This window comes from Bordetella hinzii LMG 13501 (assembly GCF_001548475.1).
Lineage (GTDB): Bacteria > Pseudomonadota > Gammaproteobacteria > Burkholderiales > Burkholderiaceae_B > Bordetella > Bordetella hinzii.
In genome coordinates, this window is sequence record NZ_LRUJ01000006.1 from 23,901 (window position 1) to 42,019 (window position 18,119).

Genomic DNA, 18,119 nt, shown 5'->3' on the forward strand with positions numbered 1-18,119 from the left:
ACTCCGCACCCGACTGCAACTGCTAGAACGCGATCAGCTGATCGCATAGTCGGTCCAACGTAGGTGACGACGCGCCCGCGTCTACAGCATAGGCGAGCTTCGCGCCCACCATCATCGTGTGCTTTCTAGCGCCCGACGCTTGACCGCAACGCACAGCTGCCTTGTTCTTCACCGCCTCAAACACTTCATCGCCGAGGGACTGCCGGAGATCCGCATCGACGCAGTCGGAAAGCTCCTTGGGCCAGATCGCATGCGTGCCAGACCAGAGCGTTTCGTCAGGGAACAAGTTCGCATCGTCAACACCCAGAAACCGGAAGAGAGACTTGTTATCGCGCTCGTGATTTCGCCGATGGGCTTCGTTCGCAATCTTGTCGCCGTCGGCATCAAAAATCAGGAACAGCGGTATGCCCATGTGCCGAGCGATAACCGCCGGCCGCAACAACTCACTCTTTCCGCCTACAGGCACCAGGTGGGTGCCGCACCGACGGAACTCCAGCAGGCGGTCTTTGAGCGCCAACCATGCATGGATGTACGCGCAGTCCTCAATGCCTTCTACTAGTGCCAGGCGTTGCGTGAAAAACATCTCGGCCAGTTGGGGCTGAAGAAGCTGATAGATCTTCGACAGCGTCGCCAGTTCTGCGACAGGCTGTTCGCCGAGTGCGTGCGCAATCGCATCGCCGATGGTAGCCAGCGTTGGCTGGCAAACAGATGTCGCATGGGAAGCCGCGTCGCGCCTCACCAGCCTGACGCTTTCGAAGGAATCGCCGCCGACGAACAGGGGGCTGTGAGTCGACACCATGACCTGCGAACCCGTGTTGGCCAGTTCTTGGAGAACACCCGCCAAATGCCTCGCCTGCGGCGGGTGCTGATACAGCTCAGGCTCCTTGCAACCCAAGATGAGCTTGGGCGCACCGCTGCCGGTGTCGGCGTTGGCCAGTTCCTGCAGCAGGGCAAGAAGATAGGAGCGCTGGAAACCATGGCCGAAGCGACCCAGTTCACCTTGAAACTCGCCCTCGCCCAGCAGAACTCGCGCGAACGGATCTTCGACGCGAATGGATTTCTCCGAATCCTGATGCCATTGAAGCCGGAGGCTTGCTTCCGGATGTGCCCATTGGGCGAGTCTAGCGTTCAAGGCCGAAGACACCTCCGACAGCTGCTCCTGGCTCTCGTCAAGGAGCTGCTGGTAGCTGCGCCGGGCCGCCAGCGTGAGCTCGCTCAATCCCTCGGCGAAGTTGACCTTGGCACGCACCGTACGCGCAAGCAGCTTGCCCAGCGCCGTCGCCTTTCCCTCCGCCTGCTCCGTGCTCGCGTCCTTCACCGCGGGCACGTACACCCACTGGATATGCCGCTGGAGTCGGCCCTGCCCTTTGGTCGCTCCGTAAAACTGATCCTCACTTGGGATCAAGGTGCACAAGTCTGGCCTGGCTGCCTCGAAGGTACGCAGTGCATCCTCCATTGCCGGGCCGGTCGTAGCTGCATTGAGATCCGGAAACTTGGCACGCAAGCCCGTATAGAGCTCTTTCAACTCGGCAACTTTGGCACCGTCGCCCTTTCGTCCGAAGTACTCTGCGAACTCGGCCATCGCCATGCGTTGCCCCAACTGTTTGATCTCGGCTTTGCCCTTCGCTTGATCGAAGGTAGCTGCAGCTGTGACGACCAGGAAACCGTTTCGGTAGTAGTCCTTGAAGTCTTCTTGCGCCTCGGCAGACAGCTGGTCAAACCACACGGTCACCGAGGCGGGCCTGCTGGTATCTCGACGATGGAAGTCCTCCTCCGCCAAGACGGTGAGGGGATTGCCCTGCGCGTCGGTTTCGCGGAACAGGACATTGAGGGCAAACAGGACAGTCGATTTGCCCGCGCCGTTCGCGCCGACCAGGCAGGTGTAGTCGTCAAACTCAACAGTCGCGTCAGCAATGGCTCTCAGATTGCTAATCTGAACTTTGCGAATTCGCATGACCTCTCCCTTTCTTGTAAGGCAGATTATGGTCACCAAGTGGCGTTTTGCCAACAAGCCATGGCTGCGAGATATAAATCGGCTGGAACACTAGAAGGCTAATGGCGGCATCGTGGGCCACTGACTGAGACCGAGCCGCCAAGAGGCATCGCCGGCCACGCTGAAGAGCCGGAGACCTGCCGTTCTGCACCGGCAGGTCGTGGCCGTCGGCGAAACTTCGCCGCCGACCGCAGAGGTCACTATCCGCGAGAACCGGACGCTCCGACGCCGGGTGCATGATCCACGGGGATATGCGGCCCACGATTTAATGAGATGCAACGATTCTTGCAAGCGTCGCGCATGCGGTTTCTATGTTGTCGGGGTGTAGGTTGGTCACGCTGAGTAGCAAGCCACGTTGCGCGTGCCCGCGGCTAAGGTGCCAAGCGGAGAGCGCCGAGGGCGCGAGGCCATGTGCGCGGGCGGCACGCACCACGGCGATGTCGTCGGCAATCTGTGGGAGCGGTGCGATTACGCCCAGGCCAGCCGCTAGCGTGCCCGGCAGAAGTCTGTTTACATGCGTTAGCGCGAGGTTGCGGCGCTCGGTATAGAGAGCCTTCATCTGCCGCAGGTGCCGCAGGAAGTGCCCATTGGATAGAAACTCCGAAACAGCCAACTGGGCGATCCGGTTCGGAGCCGGGGCCAACACGGCGGCGACCTCGACCAGACGCTCCGCCAGCGAACGTGGGGCGACGACGAAACCGAGGCCGAGCGCCGGACTGAGCGTTTTGCTGAACGACCCGATGTGAATCACACGCTCGGCGCCTGCGCCTGAGGCGAGGGCCGGTGCCGCCCGACCGTCGAGCTGAAGTTCTCCGAGATAGTCATCTTCGATGATCCAGGCGCCACTTGACGCCGCCCAGTCGAGCAAGGCGTGTCTTCGTGCGCGCGATAGGGTCACGCCTAGCGGTGCGTGCTGGCCTGGGGTGACCAGTGCCAGCAGGGCGTCTGGGGCCCGGGCGATGCCATCGTCCACGCGCAGCCCCTTGGCGTCAACGGCCACAGGTTCGAGGGTGGCGCCGATCAGCTCGAGCCCGCGCCTACCCAGCGGATAACCTGGCTCTTCGATCCACGCCTTGCGCCCCTGAGCGCGTAGCGCCGTGAGGGCAAGCAGCAGGCCCTGCCGGTATCCACCGGTGACGATGATTTGATCGGGATGGCATTGCATTTGCCGGCTGATGGCAAGGTGGCTCGCGATCTGGGCCCGCAGCACGGGTTCGCCTCGCGGGTCAGCGTAGGCCGTGTCAGTGATCGCGTCGTCGCGTAGGGCTCGCGCTCGCATGCGGGCCCAGAGCTTGGCCGGAAACGCGTCGTGAGCGGGTACGCCCATTTGGAACGGCCGTGGGGCGCTCGAAAATGGACGGTTGAAAGCCGCCAAAGGTCTGTCGATTGGCAAGGCGTCGACCGCTTCGATGGTAGGCGGCCGAGCGCTTACGCGCGTTCCAGCGGGTCCGGCGCCGAATACCAGGTTCTCGGCGATTAGCCGATCGTATGCCACGCGGATGGTGCCGCGCGCGACACCAAGCTGCGCGGCGAGGTCTCGACCGGAAGGCAAACGCTGTCCTGGCGCAAGCCGGCCGTCGAGGATCGCCTGTCGCAGGCTCGCATGGATCTGGTCGCCGATTGCCGCGACGGCGGCTCGGTCCACCTGAATCGACAGTGCATCGAACTTACTTAAGTCAGTCATCTTGGGTCAGTCGTTTCGGCAGTTTTTGGGCCTGTTTCTCCAACAGCCGGTGTAGTAACGTCTGCTTATGACATGGATCTCGGTCGAAGTTGATCGGCGGCCTTCGGGGCGCGCTGGCCGCGATTCGACAATCATAAACAACAGCAGAGGACAGTGATGACCCGTTTGAACTGGCAAGAGATCGCACCTGAAGGCGCAAAGGCACTTTTCGGTATCCACCACTACGTCACGAGAAGGACGAACCTTCCGGAGGAACTCGTGCACCTCGTGTTCCTCCGCGTTTCGCAAATCAATGGGTGCGCACACTGCATCGATATGCACAGTCGCGATCTAAGAAAAACCATGTCGATCGACAAGATCAGTTTGGTACCGGTATGGGACGAGGTGCACCATTTGTTCTCTGAGCAGGAGCGCGCCGCGCTGGCCTGGGCTGAGGAGGTGACCCGTGTCAGCGAGACGCACGCGTCTGATGAGGCGTATGCCGCCGCCTCGGCACAATTCGCGCCCAAGGATCTGGTTGACCTCACGATCACGATCGCCGCGATGAACGCGTTCAATCGGCTGGGAGCGCCATTTCGAGTTCCTGTCGCTGCTCAGTCGTGATCTGGTTTCCACACGCAGATTGGAAGTGATGCTTCACGGGCTCGAAGAGTGCAGAACCCTAGGCGTCGATGATGCATTTCAGTCTGAGCTGCGCGAAGGGCCGCTTTGGAAAACCGCTTACGAGCGTCCGCATCTGGCCGTAAAGCGACGCCGATCCTGCCTCGCACTCCCCATCAACTTCGTACTCAATCCCAGGACCGGGAAAATCCGCGGGCCAAGACTCGGGGCGTCTTCGCCCCGGCGGCGACCCGGGCAGGCGCGCTCAATCCCACTCGGGCGCCAGTCCCTCGGGGCTGACTTCGCGGCCATTGCGCTCCAGCGTGGCGATGCGCCCCATGTCCTCGTCCTCCAGGCGCAGTTGGCGGGCCAGCAGATTGCTGGCGAGGTTTTCGCGTTTGGTGGAGGAGGGGATGACGCTATAGCCCAGCTGCAAGGCCCAGGCCAGGGCGACCTGGGCGGGCGTGGCCTGGCGGGCTTGCGCGATGGCGCCGATGACCGGGTCCTTGAGCACCTTGCCGTAGGCCAGGGTCATATAGGAGGTCACGCCGATGCCCTGGGCCTGCAGATAGGCCGCGAGCTTGCGGTTCTGCAGGTAGGGACTGAGCTCGATCTGGTTGGTGGCGATGGCTTCGCGGCCGACCGCGGCGATGGCCTCGCCGGTCAGGGCGATATTGAAGTTGGAGATGCCGATATGGCGCGTGAGCCCCAGTTCGCGGGCCTCGGCCAGCGCGGTCATATAGGCGGCCAGCGGCACACCCTTGCCCGGCGCGGGCCAGTGGATCAGCGTCAGGTCCACGCGGTCGGTGCGCAGCCGCGACAGGCTGTCGCGCAGGCTGGGGATCAGCTTGTCGTGGGCATGGTTGTCGACCCAGATCTTGGTGGTGAGAAAGAGATCGTCGCGGGCCACGCCGGATTCGGCGATGGCCTGGCCGATCTCGGCCTCGTTTCCGTAGATTTGCGCGGTGTCGATGGCGCGGTAGCCCAGCTCCAGGCCGGTGCGCACGGCGTCGATGACGGTCTGGCCCTGCAGGCGGAAGGTGCCCAGGCCAAAGGAAGGAACAATGCTCATGATGATAGGTATCGCGGAAGATTGAAAAAGGATCAGCAGGTCTGGGCGCCGAGGGCGCGGCGCGAGCGCCGCAGTTGCGACAGCACCAGCAGCAGGCCGGCCACGGCGATCAGCGCGCCGGCGACCGGCACGGCCGCATAGCCCAGGCCGGCCGAGATGGCGCCGCCGCCGGCCGCCGCGCCCAGCGCATTGCCGAGGTTGAAGGCGCCCACATTGACCGAGGAGGCCAGCCCGGGGGCCTCGGAGGCGGCGCGCATCACGCGCATCTGCAGCGGCGGCACCACGGCGAAGGTGGCGATGCCCCAGATGAGCAGGGCGATGGCCGCGCCGGCATGGGTGGCCGCCAGCCACGGGAAGGCCAGCATCACCGCGATCAGCAGCGCCAGAAAGCCGATCAGGCTGCCGTCCAGGGAGCGGTCGGCCAGCCGCCCGCCAGCGATATTGCCCAGCGAGAAACCCACGCCGATCAAGACCAGCATGCCGGTGATGAAGGCGGGCGAAGCGCCGGTCAGCGCCGACAGCGTGGGCGAGATATAGGTGTAGAGCGTGAACATGGCGCCCGAGCCGAGCACGGTGGTGGCCAGGGCGGCCAGCACGGCCGGACGGGTCAGCACCGACAGCTCGGCGCCGACATTGGGGCGGCTGCCGGCCTGCCCGGCCGGCAACGCCAGGCGCAGGCCCAGCATGGCGATCAGCCCCAGGCCGGCCGTGGCCGCGAAGGACAGCCGCCAGCCCAGCGCCTGGCCCAGCCAGGTGGCCGCGGGGACTCCGCCGATGTTGGCGATGGTCAGGCCCATGAACATGGCCGCCACGGCACTGGCCTGGCGGTGGCGCGGCACCAGGCTGGCCGCCACCAGCGAGCCCAGGCCGAAAAACGCGCCATGGTTCAGGCTGGTGACCAGGCGGGCCAGCAGCAGCGTCGTATAGTCGGGCGCCAAGGCCGAGAGCAGGTTGCCCAGCGTGAAGATGCCCATCAGCGCGATGAGGGCCTTGCGGCGCGACCAGCGCGCCAGCGCCAGCGTCATGAGAGGGGCGCCCACCATCACGCCGATGGCGTAGGCGCTGACCAGCATGCCGGCCGTGGGGATGGAGACGCCGACGCCTTCGGCGATGACCGGCAGCAGCCCCATGGGGCCGAATTCCGTGGTGCCGATGCCGAAGGCGCCGACCGCCAGGGCCAGCAAGGGCAGGGCGGCCTTGGCGCCGGAGGGCTCGGCGGTGGAGGAGGGATTCATGGACAAACTTCCTGGGTGAGAGACGATGGCGGAAGTTTGCGCGCTTTACTTTTGCAGAAAAACCCGTTTATAAGCGAAATACTTTTGATAAAAAGTCAAAAATGAAGATTACGCTCGAAGAACTCCAGGCTTTTCTGGCCGTGGTCGACAGCGGCTCGCTCACGGCGGCGGCCCAGCAACTGGGCCAGACCGTCTCGGCCGCCAGCCGCGCCCTGGGCCGCCTGGAAGAAAAACTGCAGACCACGCTCATGCACCGGACCACGCGCCGCATCGAGCTCACGGAAGAGGGGCGGGCCTTCCTGGTGCAGGCGCGCGCCATCATCGAGGCGGTCGAGGGCGCCGAGGAAGCCATGGCGGTGCGCCGCGGCCAGCCCTCGGGACGGCTGCGGGTCGATGCCGCCACGCCTTTCATGCTGCATGTCATCGTGCCGCTGATACAGGGCTATCGCGAACGCTATCCGCAGGTGGAGCTGGAGCTCAACAGCAGCGAACATTTCATCGATCTGCTGGAGCGGCGCACCGACGTGGCCATCCGCATCGGCCACCTGAAGGACTCCACGCTGCACAGCCGGCCCATCGCCAGCGGCCGGCTGCGCATCCTGGCCAGCCCCGCCTACCTGGCGCGCCACGGCACGCCGCGCCATCCTTCGGAGCTGCTGAGCGGCCACAGCCTGCTGGGCTTTAACCAGCCCGACGCGCTGAACTACTGGCCGCTGCGCGACGAGGCGGGCGAGCGCCGCTACATCACGCCCACGATCTGGGCCTCCAATGGCGAGACCCTGCGCCAGCTGGCCTTGCAGGACATGGGCATCGTCTGCCTGTCCGACTTCATGACGGGCGAGGACCGCGCCAGCGGCCGTCTCAAGCAGATTCTCGCACGCTACACCATCGACGAGCGCCAGCCCATCAACGCGGTCTACTACCGCAACACCGCGATCTCGGCGCGCATCGCCTCTTTTGTCGATTACCTGGCCGAGGCGGTGCGCGAGGCCTCGGCGCCGGCCGCCAGCCAGTCGCCCACCAGCGGCCAGAGCGCGCCCTCGAAGCGGCTGTGAAAAAAGGCGAAATGGCCGATCTGCGCCACGCATGCGCGGCAGGAATGCGTCGACGCGCTGCGCCGGTACGGCGCTTGTGGATATGACGATCATCATATTAATATGATGATCGTCATATAAAGCCGCCACGGCCGGGAGATACGAGATGTCCAGCACTGTCATCGCGGGCTTTGCCCGTACCCCTTTCGCTTTCGCCCGCAAGGGCGTCCTGGCGCGGACCCGCCCGGACGACCTGGCCGCCGTGGTGTTGCGGTCCCTGGCGCAGGGCCTGGATCCGGCGCTGATCGACGATGTGTTCATGGGCTGCGCCTATCCGGAGGCCGAACAGGGCAACAACATCGCGCGCATCGCCGCCTTGCTCGCGGGATTTCCGGTCAGCGTGCCCGGCATGACCATGAACCGCTTCTGCGGCTCATCGATGTCCGCCGTGCACATGGCGGCCGGACAGATCGCCATCGGAGCGGGCGAGGCCTTCATCGCCGCCGGCGTGGAGAGCATGAGCATGGTGCCGCAGGGCGGGCTCACCTTCTCGCCCAATCCGCGTTTCGTGTCGCCCGACCATCCCGATGCGCCCATCGGCATCGAGGCCTATATCCCGATGGGGCGCACGGCCGAAAACGTCGCGGCGCGCCACGGCATCTCGCGCGCCGACCAGGAGCGCTTTGCCTTCGAGTCGCAGATGAAAGCCGCGCGCGCCCAGGCGCAGGGCCGCCTGGCCGGCGAGCTGGCGCCGGTCGTTACGCCCGATGGGCTGCATGTGGTGGCCGACCAGTGCCTGCGGCCGCAAACCAGTCTGCCGGGGCTGGCGGCGCTGCGTCCGGCCTTCGACGGCACGGTGACGGCCGGCACCGCGTCGCCGCTGACCGATGGCGCGGCCGGCGTGCTGGTGACATCGGAGGCGTTCGCGCGCCGGCATGGCCTGGACATCCTGGCCCGCGTGAAAGCCACGGCCGTGGCCGGGTGCGCGCCGGAATTCATGGGCATGGGCCCGGTGCCGGCCAGCCGCCTCGCCCTGGCCCGCGCGGGCCTGTCCATCGAAGACATCGGCGTGGTGGAGCTCAACGAGGCCTTTGCCTCGCAGGCGCTGGCCTGCATACGCGAGCTGGGCCTGGACCCGGCGCGCGTCAACCTGGACGGCGGCGCCATCGCGCTGGGCCATCCGCTGGGCGCCACGGGCGCGCGCATCACGGGCAAGGCCGCCCAGCTGCTGCGCCGCGAGGGCTGCCGTTATGCGCTGGCCACGCAGTGCATCGGCGGCGGCCAGGGCATCGCGACGGTGCTCGAAGCCGTGTAGTCGCGTATCGTGGCGGCTTGGAACGAGGACAGCATGCGTTACGACAGCGAGCACAAACAGAAAACCCGCGAGCGCATCGTCGCCGAGGCGGCGCGCGCCATGCGCGATGCCGGCCCGGCGCAGGTGGGCGTAGCGGCGGTGATGAGCGCCGCCGGCCTGACCCACGGCGGCTTCTATGCCCACTTCGCCAACAAAGACGCCCTGGTCGCGGCCGCCATTGCGCGCATGTTCGAGGAAAGCCTGCGGTGGTGGGCGCGCAGCCGGCAAGGACGCGAGCCCGGCGCCGCGCTGGCGCACTATATCGACCGCTATCTTTCGCCCGAGCATCGCGCCGCGCCCGGCCGCGGCTGCCCGCTGGCCGCGCTGGCCGGCGAGCCGCCGCGCCTGGCGCCGCCGGCCCGCCTGGCCTTCCATGCCGGTTCGCAGGCGCTGCAGGCCGCGCTGGCCGAAGCGCTTGCCGAACTGGGCCGGGACGATCCCGCCGGGCAGGCGCGCGCCCTGCTGGCCGAGCTGGTGGGGCAGCTCACACTGGCCCGCGCCGAACCCGATGACGCGCAAGCCGCGCGATCGCTGGCGCGGGCGCGACAATTTCTCAAACAACGCCTGGGCCTGCCCGGGGAGATGCAAACATGAGTCTGGTAGAAGAAGTCGGTTCGGGCCTGGACGGCCTGGCGCAGCTGCGTGCCCTGATGGCCTCGGGCCGCAAGCCCGGCATCCTGGAGTCGCTGGATTTCGACTTCGTCGAAGTCGAGCCCGGCCGCGCCGTTTTTGCCGGCATCCCGGGCGCGCATGCCTACAATCCCATCGGCACCGTGCATGGCGGCTATGCCGCCACCCTGTTGGACTCGGCCTGCGGCTGTGCGGTGCATTCGCAGCTTAGCGCCGAGCAGGCCTACACCACGCTGGAACTCAAGGTGGCCTATCACAAGGCCATCACGCGCGACACCGGCCTGATCCGCGCCGAAGGCCGGGTGCTGAGCCTGGGCCAGCGCGTGGGGTATTCCGAAGCACGCCTGACCGACGCCCAGGGGCGGCTGCTGGCATCGGCCACCTCCACCTTGCTGGTGTTCGCGCGCAAGCGCTAGCGCCGGTCCACGCGCCGGTACATCAGCGTGGTGGACTCGGCGCGCGCGCCATGGGGGTCGATGGCGTAGCCGGGGATGCGGCCCGCCACCTCGAAACCCAACGAGCGGTACAGGGCCTCGGCCGGGCTGTCGCTGACGGTATCCAGGGTCAGCAAATGACGCCCGCGCCGCGCCGCCTCGGCCATGGCCTCCAGCATGAGGGCGCGCGCCAGGCCCAGGCGGCGGGCGCGTGGATGCACCAGCAGTTTGCGGACTTCGGCGCGGTGCGGCTGGTTGGGCGGGGTGTCCAGGTCCAGTTGCACCGTGCCCTCCAGCGCATCGCCACGCCAGGCGGCCAGCAGGTGCAGGCCGCCGCTTTGCACGCCGGGCCTGACTTTCTCGCGCCAGAAGGCCGCGGCGTTTTCCCGCGAGTAGGGCAGCAGGAAGTTGACGCTGGCGCCGCCGGCGACACAGGCTTGCAGCACGTCGGCCAGGGCCGGCAGGTGGGTGTCGAGGTCGCTGGCCGACAGGGCGCCGATGCGCGTGGCTTGGAGGAGGGTCATGGGAGGACGGGGTCAGAGGAGGAAGAGAAAATACTGCGCGCCGGCGCGGGTGAGAAAGCGGCTGGCGCCATGCAGCTGGTAGCGCAGGCAGTCGCCGGGCGCCAGCCGGTGGCGGCGCCCGTCGACCGTCATGTCCAGGTCGCCCTGCATGAGCACCAGATGGTGCTCCAGGCCGGGGCGCGGCGGCGCGTCGTAGTCGATGCAGGTGCCGGGCGCCAGCTCGCAGGCCAGCACCTCGCCGGCCAAGTTGCGCGCAGGGGGCGAGACCGAGCGGCGGGTGAAGCCGGCATCACGCCAGATGGGCTGGCCGGCCAGCGGCACATGGGCCGGGAAGTCCTCCTCGACCATGCGCAGCAGGCGCGAGAGCGTGAGCCCGAAGGCGGCGCACAGGCGGCCAAGCACGCTGGTCGTGGGGCTGACCTCGGCGTTTTCCAGCCGCGACAGCGTGGCCCGGCTGACCTGGCTGCGCCGCGCCAGTTCGTCCAGCGACCAGCCCCGCTCCACGCGCAAGGCCTTCAGACGCTGGGCAAGCTGCTGGTCGAACTCGGGAGGTGTGTTTTCCATATTCGGGATTTTTTCCCGAATATGGAAATCCGTCAAGCGTGACGCGGTTTGCCGCGCCGCTTGGTATGGGCGAATTCTTCCAGCTGTTTTTCGGTCATGGAGTCATACATCTGGCGCGAGGCGCCCTTGAGCGATCCGACCGGGGTTTCATGCCGTTTGGCGGCCAGGGCGGCGCCGGCGGCCATTTGCTGGGCTTTCGATTTGGCGGGCATGGCATCCTCCTTGCAGGACAGGTTGGCAACGGGCAGGGCGGGCCTGCGATTCCATGCTATCGCCGCCGATGCGGCCCCCGGGGTTACGCCTCGTAGCGGGATGCAACGGCATGGTTTGCGCGCCGGCGGGCCCGGCATTACAGTGGCCGCCAGCATCCGATGCGGAGACTTTGAATGACTCGTCACCAGGTATTGCGCCAGGCTTTGCGCGAAGGCCGGCTGTTCACGGCCATGGCGGCCCATAATCCCCTGTCGGCCGTGCTGGCCGAGCAGGCCGGCTTCGACGGTATCTGGGGCAGCGGCTTCGAGCTGTCGGCCAGCCACGCCGTGCCCGACGCCAGCATCCTGCCGCTGTCCACGCATCTGGACATGATGCGGGCGATGGCCGCGCGCGTGAGCGTGCCCGTCATCGCCGACATCGACACCGGCTTCGGCAACGCCGTCAACGTGGCCTATGTGCTGCCGCAGTTCGAAGCCGCCGGCGTGTCGGCCGTGGTCATGGAGGACAAGCATTTTCCCAAGGACACCAGCCTGCGCGAGCGCGCGCGCCAGGAGCTGGTGTCCATCGAGACCTTCCAGGGCAAGGTCGCGGCGGCGGTGGCGGCGCGGCGCGATCCGGATTTCGTGGTCATCGCCCGCGTCGAGGCGCTGATCGCCGGCCTTGGCCAGGCCGAGGCCCTGCGGCGCGCCAGCGCCTATGTCGAGGCAGGCGCCGACGCCATTCTCATCCATTCCAAGCAGAAGACCCCGGACGAGATCCTGGACTTCGTGCGCGCCTGGCGCGGCGAGGCGCCGCTGGTGCTGGTGCCCACGGCCTACCCGCAGCTGCGCGAGGCCGATATCGCGGCACTGCGCAAGGTGGGCGTGGTGATCTACGGCAATCACGCCATCCGGGCCGCGGTCGGCGCCATGCGCGAGGTCTTCGCGCGCATCCGCGCCGAAGGCGGCATTGCCGGCGTGGACGCGCAACTGCCCACGGTCAACGACATCATTGCCCTGCAGGGCGATGCCGCGATGCGCGAGCTGGAGAAGCGTTTTCTGCGCTGAGCGCGGCCGATCGCCGCCAGCAGAGCAGGGCGCAGGCGCTGGCCGCCGCGCCCGCGGCGCATACGGCCGGCCACCCCGCCCAGGCGTACAGATGGGTGGTGAATAGGGCGCCGGCGCCGCTGCCGGCGGCATAGAACAGCATGTAGCCGCCGATCAGCCGTCCATGCAGGGCAGGCGGCGCGGCCAGGATGAGGCTTTGATTGGTCACATGCACCGCCTGCGCCGCCAGGTCCAGAAGGACGATGCCCAGGCCCAGCCACCAGAGCGATTGGCCCAGCGCGGCCAATGGCAGCCACGACAGCAGCATCAGCGCCAAGGCCCAGCCCGTGGTGGCCTGCGCATGGCCTTGGTCGGCCAGCCGCCCGGCGCGCGCCGCCCCCAGCGCGCCGGCCACGCCCAGCAGGCCGAAGGCGCCGATGGCCGCGGTCGACAGCCCGGCGTCGGCCAGCGGCAGGGCCATGGCGCTCCAGAACAGGCCCAGCACCGCGAAAATCCAGAAACCCAGCAGGCCGCGGGCGCGCAGCACGGGATTGCGCCGCAGCTGCCCCGCCAGCGAGGCGAGCAGATCGCGGTAACGCATGGCCTGGGCGGGCGCCGGCGGCGGCAACAGGCGCGCCAGGCACAGCGACAGCAGCAGGCAGAACAGCGCGGAGACGAGATAGACGGCGCGCCAGCCGGCCAGGTCGGCGATCAGGCCGGAGACCGTGCGCGCCAGCAGCAGGCCGGCCATGACGCCGCCCTGGGCGGCGCCCACCACGGCGCCGCGCTGATGCTCGCCCGCCGCGGCGGCCGCGTAGACGATGAGGCCCTGGGTCATGGCCGTGCCCAGCGAGCCCAGGGCCAGCATGCCGGCCAGCAGCAGGCCGACGTGGCGGCTGGCGGCCAGCGCAAGCAGGGTGAAGGTGAGCAAAACCAGTTGGACGAGCAAGAGGCGTTTGCGCGGCCAGATGTCGCCCAGGGGGACGACGAACAGCAGGGCCAGGCCGCAGCCGATCTGCGTGGCCGTGATGACACCGCCCACCGCGCCGCGCGCGATGCCGAAGTCGGCCGCCAGGGCGTCGAGCAAGGGTTGGGCGTAATAGACATTGGCCACGCTGATGCCGCAGGCCACGGCAAACAGGGCCACCAGCGGGGTCGGGAGGTCTCGCGCGGTTGGCATGATGTAGGTTTCAAATTAAAACCGTTGCGAGTGTAGAGACGGAAGTTTTAAAATGCAACCTTGTTAATCGTAGGGATATGGGCCAGGATATGGCGTCCGACTACACCCCCTGCCCGGTGGCCCGCGGCGCGGGCCTCTTGGGCGACCGCTGGGCCTTGCTGATCCTGCGCGACGCCTTCGACGGCGAGCGCCGTTTCAATGGTTTCCAGAAAAACCTGGGCATCGCGCGCAATATGCTGGCCGACCGGCTGCGCAAGCTGGTGCAGGCCGGCATCCTGGAGACCGTGCCGGCCGGGCCACACCATGAGTACCAGCTCACCGACAAAGGCCGCGACCTGTTTCCGCTGATCGTCAGCCTGCGGCAGTGGGGCGAGCGCCACCTCTATGCGCCCGGCGAGGCGCACTCGGTGCTGGTCGACAAGCAGCATGGCAAGCCGCTGGCCGACATGCAGCCGCGTTGCCAGGCCGGCGAGGTCTTGCGTCCCGAAGACACTGAGGTGTGCAAGCTGCCGGTGCTCAAACCGGCAGGCCGGTCTCGCGCTTGACCTCCTGCAGCGAGAGCATGGATTCCACCGAGGCCACGCCGGGCAGGCTGCGCACCACGTCGCGCACGAAGCGTCCGTATTCCTCCAGGTCGGCGGCCACGATCTGCAGCAAGTAGTCGGCGCTGCCCGAGATGTTGTGGCAGGCCACGATGCGGGGCAGGGCTTGCACCGCCTGTTCGAAACGATCCGACAGCGCCCGGTCATGGCTGCTGAAACGCACCTGGGCAAAGGCCGTCACGCCCAGGCCCAGCGCGCGCTTGGACAGCACGGCGCGATAGCGTTCGATATAGCCTTCGCTCTCCAGGCGCTTCAGGCGCCGGGCGCAGGGCGTCTCGCTCAGATTGACTTGTTCGGCCAGCCGGCTGACCGGCATGCGCCCGTCCTGTTGCAGGGCCTGCAGCAGGGCGCGGTCGATGCGATCCAGGTCTTCCATGCGTAAATCCTTCAATAATCGTTCAAAACGAGCAGGAATCCTCCAATCATACGCGCTTGATCGGTAAAAAATGCCGGATATCGCCCGGGCCTTGGGTGCATCATGACGCCCTGTCTTCGAGGTCCGCCATGTTGTCTTTTTCCCTGTTGTCGCTCTATATCGGCGCCTTGCTGATGGTCTATGCCCTGCCTGGGCCGGACATGGCGCTGATGCTGCAGACCAGCGCGGCGCGCGGGGTACGCGCCGGCCTGGCGACGGCGGCGGGCCTGGCCATGGCGCGGGCCGCCCATGTCACCCTGTCGGCCTGCGGCCTGGCGGTGCTGCTCAAGAACGCGCCCTGGCTCTATCACGCGGTGCGCCTGGCCGGCGCGGCCTATCTGCTATGGATCGCCATCCAGGTCTTCCGCTCGCCGCCCTTCCGGCTGGATGCGCCCCAGGGCCTGGCGCCGGGCGCCTTGCGCGCCAGCATGCTGCGCGGCTTCATGGGCAATATGCTCAATCCCAAGGCCTTGCTGTTCTGCTCGGTCTTCTTGCCGCAATTCCTGCGCCCCGGGCCGGTCGTGCCGCAGATGATGGTGCTGGGCGCGATCCTGGTGGTCTTCGGGCTGCTGGTCGACCTGGCGCTGGCCCTGGGCGCGGCGCGGCTGGGCCGCTGGCTGCGCGGCCATCCGCGCGCCCAGGCGGTGCAGCGCTGGGCCTTCTCCAGCGTGCTCGCCGCGTTTGCCCTGCGCCTGTCGCTGGATTGAAGCGCTATTCGGCCGGCATGTCCGACGCCTTGATGACCTTGGCGCAGCGCGCCATTTCCTCCCCCAGGTGCCGCGAGAACTGCTCGGGCGTGCTGGCCGCCACCTCGCCGCCGGCCTGGGGGGCGCGCGGGTAGATCACTTCCGAGCGCAAGGCCTGCGCCGCCGCGGGCTAGCCGCCGCGGCGCTCGAAAATGCCGCGTGGCAGGCCGTCGTCGGCCAGCAGCGCGGGCGGGATCTGCATATTCAGCGCCGCCAGGGCGCCGGCCGGCAGCGCGGCCAGCCCGAGCGCCGCCTCCAGGAAGCGGTCCTGTTCGGCGGGCAGGGCATGGGCGCCGGCCAGTTCGCGGAACTTGGCGAGGTAGTCCTGCCTGCCGAAAGGCCGGGCGCCACGAGGATGGGCGTCGGCCACTTCGATCTCGTCCTCCAGGATCTGTCCACCGCGCAAGGTGATCCGCACGCGGCCTCCAAAGGCGCGGCGCGCGGGGTCCGGGTCGTGGTAGAGACGGTCCCAATAGGCGTCCTCACGGGTGCTGACCTTGCGCCACAGCCGCAGCGTGTCGGGCCGCCGCGCGCGCTCGGCGCGATAGCTATCGATGTGATGCCAGCGGCCGTCCTGCAGCGCGACCGCGAAGATGTACATCAGGCTGTGGTCCAGGGTCTCGCGGCTGGCTTCGGGGTTGTACTTTTGCGGATCGTTCGAACCGCTGCCGATGATGCGGTGCGTATGGTGACTGGTGGTGATGACCACGCTGTCGATGGCGTCGGTGTCGCCGATGCGCGAGCGCAGCCGGAACGCCAGGTCTATCCATGCCTGGGACTGGATCTCGGCCGAATAGGCTTTGGTGTAGGTTTCCATGATGGCGCGCTTGGGCGTGCCGGCGCGCGGCAAGGGCACCTGGTAGCGCGCCTGCGGGCCGTCGAGCATCCAGGCGATGAGGCTGTCGTCGCCCTCGTAGATGGGGGTGGGCGAGGTCTCGCCGCGCAAGGCGCGGTCCACGGCCTCGACGGCCAGCTTGCCGGCATGGGCCGGCGCCACGGCCTTCCACGAAGAGATGTCGCCCTTGCGCGATTGGCGGGTCGTCACAGTGACGTGCACGGCGTGGTTCAGGGCCTGGAAGAGCGTCGGCGCCGGCAGGCGCAGCATGGCGCCGATGCCGGCCACCATGCCGGCGGCGATATGGGTGAGGTGGTCGACGCGATGGGTGTGCAGCGCGATGCCCTTGGTCAGGCCACCGGAGATTTCATAGGCCGCCGCGATGCCGCGCAGCAGGTCGGCGCCGGACGCGCCGCATTGCTGGCCCACGGCCAGGACGGAGGCGATCATGTCGCCGGGATGGTTCATGTCGGCGGCGAGAAAGGTGTCGTGGAAGTCCAGCTCGCGCACGGCCGCGCCGTTGGCCCAGGCGGCCCATTCGCAATGCACCCGGACCGAGGGGGGCAGGCCGTAGACGGTGGCGCCTCCCTCGTGGCGATGGGCCAGGGCCTGGGCGCGGGCGTTGGCCACCGGGCGGCGCAGCAGCGCGGCCACGGCCACGCCGGTGTTGTCGATGACGCGGTTGACGATCATGGCCGACACATCGTCGTCCAGCGGCGTGTCGTCCAGGGCCGCCTCGGCCAGCTTCCAGGCCAGCAATTGCTCGCGCGGCGGTGTGTCGGCGCTGGGGTAGACGCGCACCTCGTGCAGCTGGAGGCCGGGAGCGGCGGGGGATACGGATGTCATGGGTCGGGTCTCTTCCTTCGGGCAGGCGCCGGGGCGGCGCGCGACAAAAGCATAGGCCCGCTGGCGCCGCGCCAATAGCCGCGCGGCCCGCACAGCCGCTGTGAATTCCGTTCACAAGCCCGGATGAGCCCCTACAATCGGCCGGACACCTGGAGCGCGGCAATGTTCGACCGTCTGGAGGACTTCCATGTTTTTGTCACGGTGGCCGAGAGCGGCAGCTTTTCGGCCGCCGCGCGCGTGCTGAACCTCTCGCCCTCCACGGTCAGCAAGTTGATCGCGCGGCTGGAGCGGCGCTTCAACGTGCGCGCCTTCGACCGCGGCACGGCCTCGGCCGTGCTCACCCGCGAAGGCGAGATCTATCTCGAATACATCCGCCGCGTGATCGACGCGGCGGCCGACCTGGACGGCCTGGCCGAGGCGCTGGAGCGCGCCCCGCACGGCACGGTGCGCGTGCATGCGTCGCTGTCATTCGCGCGTTCGCAGATCGCGCCGCTGTTGCCCGAGTTCGTGCGCCGTTTTCCCGATGTGGAACTGGTGTTCCGGGTGGCCGCGCGCTTCGAGAGCCTGACCAACGACATGGACGTGGCGGTGTGGTTCGGCGCGACCACGGACTCTTCGCTGGTGGCGCGCAAGATCGCCACCAGCCGCCGTATTCTCTGCGCCACGCCGGCCTATATCGCGCGCCATGGCCGTCCGCGCACGCCGGCCGACCTGGAGCGGCATGAGCTGCTGTCCTATTCGCTGCCGGGCCGCGAGTCCTGGCCCTTTCTGCAGGACGGCCGGGTGCGCGAAGTGCCGGCGCGCTACCGCGTCTCGGCCGACCTGGCGGACCTGCTCTACCAGATGGCGCGCACGGACCTGGGCATCGCGCGGCTGCCCGAATTCATGGTGGCCGACGACTTCCGCCGCGGCGAGCTGGTGCCGCTGCTGGAGGAATTCTGCTTTCCGGAGCCCATCTATGCCATCTACCGCTCGCGGCGGCACCTGAGCGCGCGCATCCGCGCCTTCATCGATTTCCTGGCCGAGTCCATGCGGCAGGCGCCCTGGAATCTCGACCGCCGCGCCGGGGCGCAATGACCGCGGGCAGCAGGATCGGCCAGGGTCTGGCAAGATGAGGCATCCGCCGCCGCCAG

At 67.7% G+C, this 18,119-nt stretch carries 20 protein-coding genes; 9 read left to right on the forward strand and 11 right to left on the reverse strand.

Features of this window, described 5'->3' with window-relative positions; genetic code table 11:
- Positions 1 to 22: 22 nt before the first annotated feature.
- Complete coding sequence (locus AXA74_RS05655; protein ID WP_032979653.1) at positions 23 to 1,954, reverse strand: ATP-dependent nuclease; 1,932 nt, start codon at positions 1,952 to 1,954, stop codon at positions 23 to 25.
- 304 nt (positions 1,955 to 2,258) lie between these two features.
- Entirely contained in the window at positions 2,259 to 3,677 is a 1,419-nt protein-coding gene (gene pdxR, locus AXA74_RS05660) for a MocR-like pyridoxine biosynthesis transcription factor PdxR (protein WP_032955720.1), read from the reverse strand.
- A 156-nt stretch (positions 3,678 to 3,833) separates the two neighbouring features.
- On the opposite strand from pdxR, the gene AXA74_RS05665 reads away from it, so the two are divergent.
- Entirely contained in the window at positions 3,834 to 4,280 is a 447-nt protein-coding gene (locus AXA74_RS05665) for a carboxymuconolactone decarboxylase family protein (protein ID WP_029580638.1), read from the forward strand.
- A gap of 262 nt (positions 4,281 to 4,542) precedes the next feature.
- Here AXA74_RS05665 and dkgB read toward each other — a convergent pair whose 3' ends face one another.
- Entirely contained in the window at positions 4,543 to 5,349 is an 807-nt protein-coding gene (gene dkgB, locus AXA74_RS05670) for a 2,5-didehydrogluconate reductase DkgB (RefSeq protein ID WP_029580639.1), read from the reverse strand.
- A 32-nt stretch (positions 5,350 to 5,381) separates the two neighbouring features.
- Positions 5,382 to 6,584: an MFS transporter gene (locus tag AXA74_RS05675; protein ID WP_029580640.1), complete on the reverse strand. Its 1,203-nt coding sequence runs from the start codon at positions 6,582 to 6,584 to the stop codon at positions 5,382 to 5,384.
- 101 nt (positions 6,585 to 6,685) lie between these two features.
- Here AXA74_RS05675 and AXA74_RS05680 point away from each other — a divergent pair, with 101 nt between their 5' ends.
- From AXA74_RS05680 to AXA74_RS05695, 4 genes are all read left to right on the forward strand, one after another.
- Positions 6,686 to 7,639, forward strand: a complete 954-nt coding sequence (locus AXA74_RS05680) for a LysR family transcriptional regulator (RefSeq protein WP_032955719.1) — start codon at positions 6,686 to 6,688, stop codon at positions 7,637 to 7,639.
- A gap of 145 nt (positions 7,640 to 7,784) precedes the next feature.
- Positions 7,785 to 8,933 (forward strand): thiolase family protein, encoded by a 1,149-nt coding sequence (locus AXA74_RS05685; protein WP_032979652.1) that lies wholly within the window; start codon positions 7,785 to 7,787, stop codon positions 8,931 to 8,933.
- 33 nt (positions 8,934 to 8,966) lie between these two features.
- Positions 8,967 to 9,566 carry a TetR/AcrR family transcriptional regulator gene (locus tag AXA74_RS05690; RefSeq protein ID WP_029580644.1) on the forward strand — a complete coding sequence of 200 codons (600 nt, stop codon included), beginning with the start codon at positions 8,967 to 8,969 and terminating at the stop codon, positions 9,564 to 9,566.
- Positions 9,563 to 10,018 carry a PaaI family thioesterase gene (locus tag AXA74_RS05695; RefSeq protein WP_029580645.1) on the forward strand — a complete coding sequence of 152 codons (456 nt, stop codon included), beginning with the start codon at positions 9,563 to 9,565 and terminating at the stop codon, positions 10,016 to 10,018. Before AXA74_RS05690 ends, AXA74_RS05695 begins: the two co-directional genes overlap by 4 nt.
- Here the strand turns inward: AXA74_RS05695 and AXA74_RS05700 are convergent.
- Genes AXA74_RS05700 through AXA74_RS05710 form a run of 3 tightly spaced genes read right to left on the reverse strand, consistent with a single transcriptional unit; the run spans position 10,015 to position 11,336 of the window.
- On the reverse strand, positions 10,015 to 10,560 hold the full coding sequence (locus tag AXA74_RS05700) for a GNAT family N-acetyltransferase (RefSeq protein ID WP_032979651.1): 546 nt from the start codon (positions 10,558 to 10,560) through the stop codon (positions 10,015 to 10,017). The genes AXA74_RS05695 and AXA74_RS05700 overlap by 4 nt on opposite strands.
- 12 nt (positions 10,561 to 10,572) lie before the next feature.
- Positions 10,573 to 11,124, reverse strand: a complete 552-nt coding sequence (locus AXA74_RS05705; RefSeq protein WP_032955716.1) for a helix-turn-helix domain-containing protein — start codon at positions 11,122 to 11,124, stop codon at positions 10,573 to 10,575.
- 32 nt (positions 11,125 to 11,156) lie between these two features.
- On the reverse strand, positions 11,157 to 11,336 hold the full coding sequence (locus AXA74_RS05710) for a DUF3008 family protein (RefSeq protein WP_029580648.1): 180 nt from the start codon (positions 11,334 to 11,336) through the stop codon (positions 11,157 to 11,159).
- Between the two features lie 174 nt (positions 11,337 to 11,510).
- On the opposite strand from AXA74_RS05710, the gene AXA74_RS05715 reads away from it, so the two are divergent.
- Positions 11,511 to 12,383: a phosphonopyruvate hydrolase gene (locus AXA74_RS05715; RefSeq protein WP_029580649.1), complete on the forward strand. Its 873-nt coding sequence runs from the start codon at positions 11,511 to 11,513 to the stop codon at positions 12,381 to 12,383.
- Here AXA74_RS05715 and AXA74_RS05720 read toward each other — a convergent pair.
- A complete protein-coding gene (locus tag AXA74_RS05720) occupies positions 12,325 to 13,542 on the reverse strand; it encodes an MFS transporter (RefSeq protein ID WP_032979650.1) in 1,218 nt (405 codons plus the stop codon). The genes AXA74_RS05715 and AXA74_RS05720 overlap by 59 nt on opposite strands.
- Positions 13,543 to 13,619: 77 nt before the next feature.
- On the opposite strand from AXA74_RS05720, the gene AXA74_RS05725 reads away from it, so the two are divergent.
- Positions 13,620 to 14,087 carry a winged helix-turn-helix transcriptional regulator gene (locus AXA74_RS05725; RefSeq protein WP_126623572.1) on the forward strand — a complete coding sequence of 156 codons (468 nt, stop codon included), beginning with the start codon at positions 13,620 to 13,622 and terminating at the stop codon, positions 14,085 to 14,087.
- On the opposite strand, the gene AXA74_RS05730 is transcribed toward AXA74_RS05725, so the two are convergent.
- Positions 14,059 to 14,520, reverse strand: a complete 462-nt coding sequence (locus tag AXA74_RS05730; RefSeq protein ID WP_029580652.1) for an Lrp/AsnC family transcriptional regulator — start codon at positions 14,518 to 14,520, stop codon at positions 14,059 to 14,061. The genes AXA74_RS05725 and AXA74_RS05730 overlap by 29 nt on opposite strands.
- Positions 14,521 to 14,648: 128 nt before the next feature.
- On the opposite strand from AXA74_RS05730, the gene AXA74_RS05735 reads away from it, so the two are divergent.
- A complete protein-coding gene (locus AXA74_RS05735; protein ID WP_032979649.1) occupies positions 14,649 to 15,266 on the forward strand; it encodes a LysE family translocator in 618 nt (205 codons plus the stop codon).
- Positions 15,267 to 15,270: 4 nt separating this feature from the next.
- On the opposite strand, the gene AXA74_RS24125 is transcribed toward AXA74_RS05735, so the two are convergent.
- Both AXA74_RS24125 and AXA74_RS05740 read right to left on the reverse strand, forming a co-directional pair.
- Positions 15,271 to 15,417: a hypothetical protein gene (locus tag AXA74_RS24125; protein WP_155271760.1), complete on the reverse strand. Its 147-nt coding sequence runs from the start codon at positions 15,415 to 15,417 to the stop codon at positions 15,271 to 15,273.
- Positions 15,418 to 15,435: 18 nt separating this feature from the next.
- Complete coding sequence (locus AXA74_RS05740) at positions 15,436 to 16,986, reverse strand: MmgE/PrpD family protein (protein WP_032979673.1); 1,551 nt, start codon at positions 16,984 to 16,986, stop codon at positions 15,436 to 15,438.
- A 162-nt stretch (positions 16,987 to 17,148) separates the two neighbouring features.
- Here AXA74_RS05740 and AXA74_RS05745 point away from each other — a divergent pair, with 162 nt between their 5' ends.
- Complete coding sequence (locus tag AXA74_RS05745) at positions 17,149 to 18,063, forward strand: LysR family transcriptional regulator (RefSeq protein WP_032955712.1); 915 nt, start codon at positions 17,149 to 17,151, stop codon at positions 18,061 to 18,063.
- Positions 18,064 to 18,119: the final 56 nt, after the last annotated feature.

Bases quoted from the DNA above. Each gene is read 5' to 3' on its own strand.
- AXA74_RS05665 (WP_029580638.1), top strand. From the start codon at position 3,834: ATGACCCGTTTGAACTGGCAAGAGATCGCACCTGAAGGCGCAAAGGCA.
- AXA74_RS05725 (WP_126623572.1), top strand. From the start codon at position 13,620: ATGGGCCAGGATATGGCGTCCGACTACACCCCCTGCCCGGTGGCCCGC.
- AXA74_RS05680 (WP_032955719.1), top strand. From the start codon at position 6,686: ATGAAGATTACGCTCGAAGAACTCCAGGCTTTTCTGGCCGTGGTCGAC.
- AXA74_RS05710 (WP_029580648.1), bottom strand. From the start codon at position 11,336: ATGCCCGCCAAATCGAAAGCCCAGCAAATGGCCGCCGGCGCCGCCCTG.
- AXA74_RS05705 (WP_032955716.1), bottom strand. From the start codon at position 11,124: ATGGAAAACACACCTCCCGAGTTCGACCAGCAGCTTGCCCAGCGTCTG.
- pdxR (WP_032955720.1), bottom strand. From the start codon at position 3,677: ATGACTGACTTAAGTAAGTTCGATGCACTGTCGATTCAGGTGGACCGA.
- AXA74_RS05715 (WP_029580649.1), top strand. From the start codon at position 11,511: ATGACTCGTCACCAGGTATTGCGCCAGGCTTTGCGCGAAGGCCGGCTG.
- AXA74_RS05700 (WP_032979651.1), bottom strand. From the start codon at position 10,560: ATGACCCTCCTCCAAGCCACGCGCATCGGCGCCCTGTCGGCCAGCGAC.
- AXA74_RS05695 (WP_029580645.1), top strand. From the start codon at position 9,563: ATGAGTCTGGTAGAAGAAGTCGGTTCGGGCCTGGACGGCCTGGCGCAG.
- AXA74_RS05685 (WP_032979652.1), top strand. From the start codon at position 7,785: ATGTCCAGCACTGTCATCGCGGGCTTTGCCCGTACCCCTTTCGCTTTC.
- AXA74_RS05720 (WP_032979650.1), bottom strand. From the start codon at position 13,542: ATGCCAACCGCGCGAGACCTCCCGACCCCGCTGGTGGCCCTGTTTGCC.
- dkgB (WP_029580639.1), bottom strand. From the start codon at position 5,349: ATGAGCATTGTTCCTTCCTTTGGCCTGGGCACCTTCCGCCTGCAGGGC.
- AXA74_RS05735 (WP_032979649.1), top strand. From the start codon at position 14,649: ATGTTGTCTTTTTCCCTGTTGTCGCTCTATATCGGCGCCTTGCTGATG.
- AXA74_RS05675 (WP_029580640.1), bottom strand. From the start codon at position 6,584: ATGAATCCCTCCTCCACCGCCGAGCCCTCCGGCGCCAAGGCCGCCCTG.
- AXA74_RS05740 (WP_032979673.1), bottom strand. From the start codon at position 16,986: ATGACATCCGTATCCCCCGCCGCTCCCGGCCTCCAGCTGCACGAGGTG.
- AXA74_RS05730 (WP_029580652.1), bottom strand. From the start codon at position 14,520: ATGGAAGACCTGGATCGCATCGACCGCGCCCTGCTGCAGGCCCTGCAA.
- AXA74_RS05690 (WP_029580644.1), top strand. From the start codon at position 8,967: ATGCGTTACGACAGCGAGCACAAACAGAAAACCCGCGAGCGCATCGTC.
- AXA74_RS05745 (WP_032955712.1), top strand. From the start codon at position 17,149: ATGTTCGACCGTCTGGAGGACTTCCATGTTTTTGTCACGGTGGCCGAG.
- AXA74_RS05655 (WP_032979653.1), bottom strand. From the start codon at position 1,954: ATGCGAATTCGCAAAGTTCAGATTAGCAATCTGAGAGCCATTGCTGAC.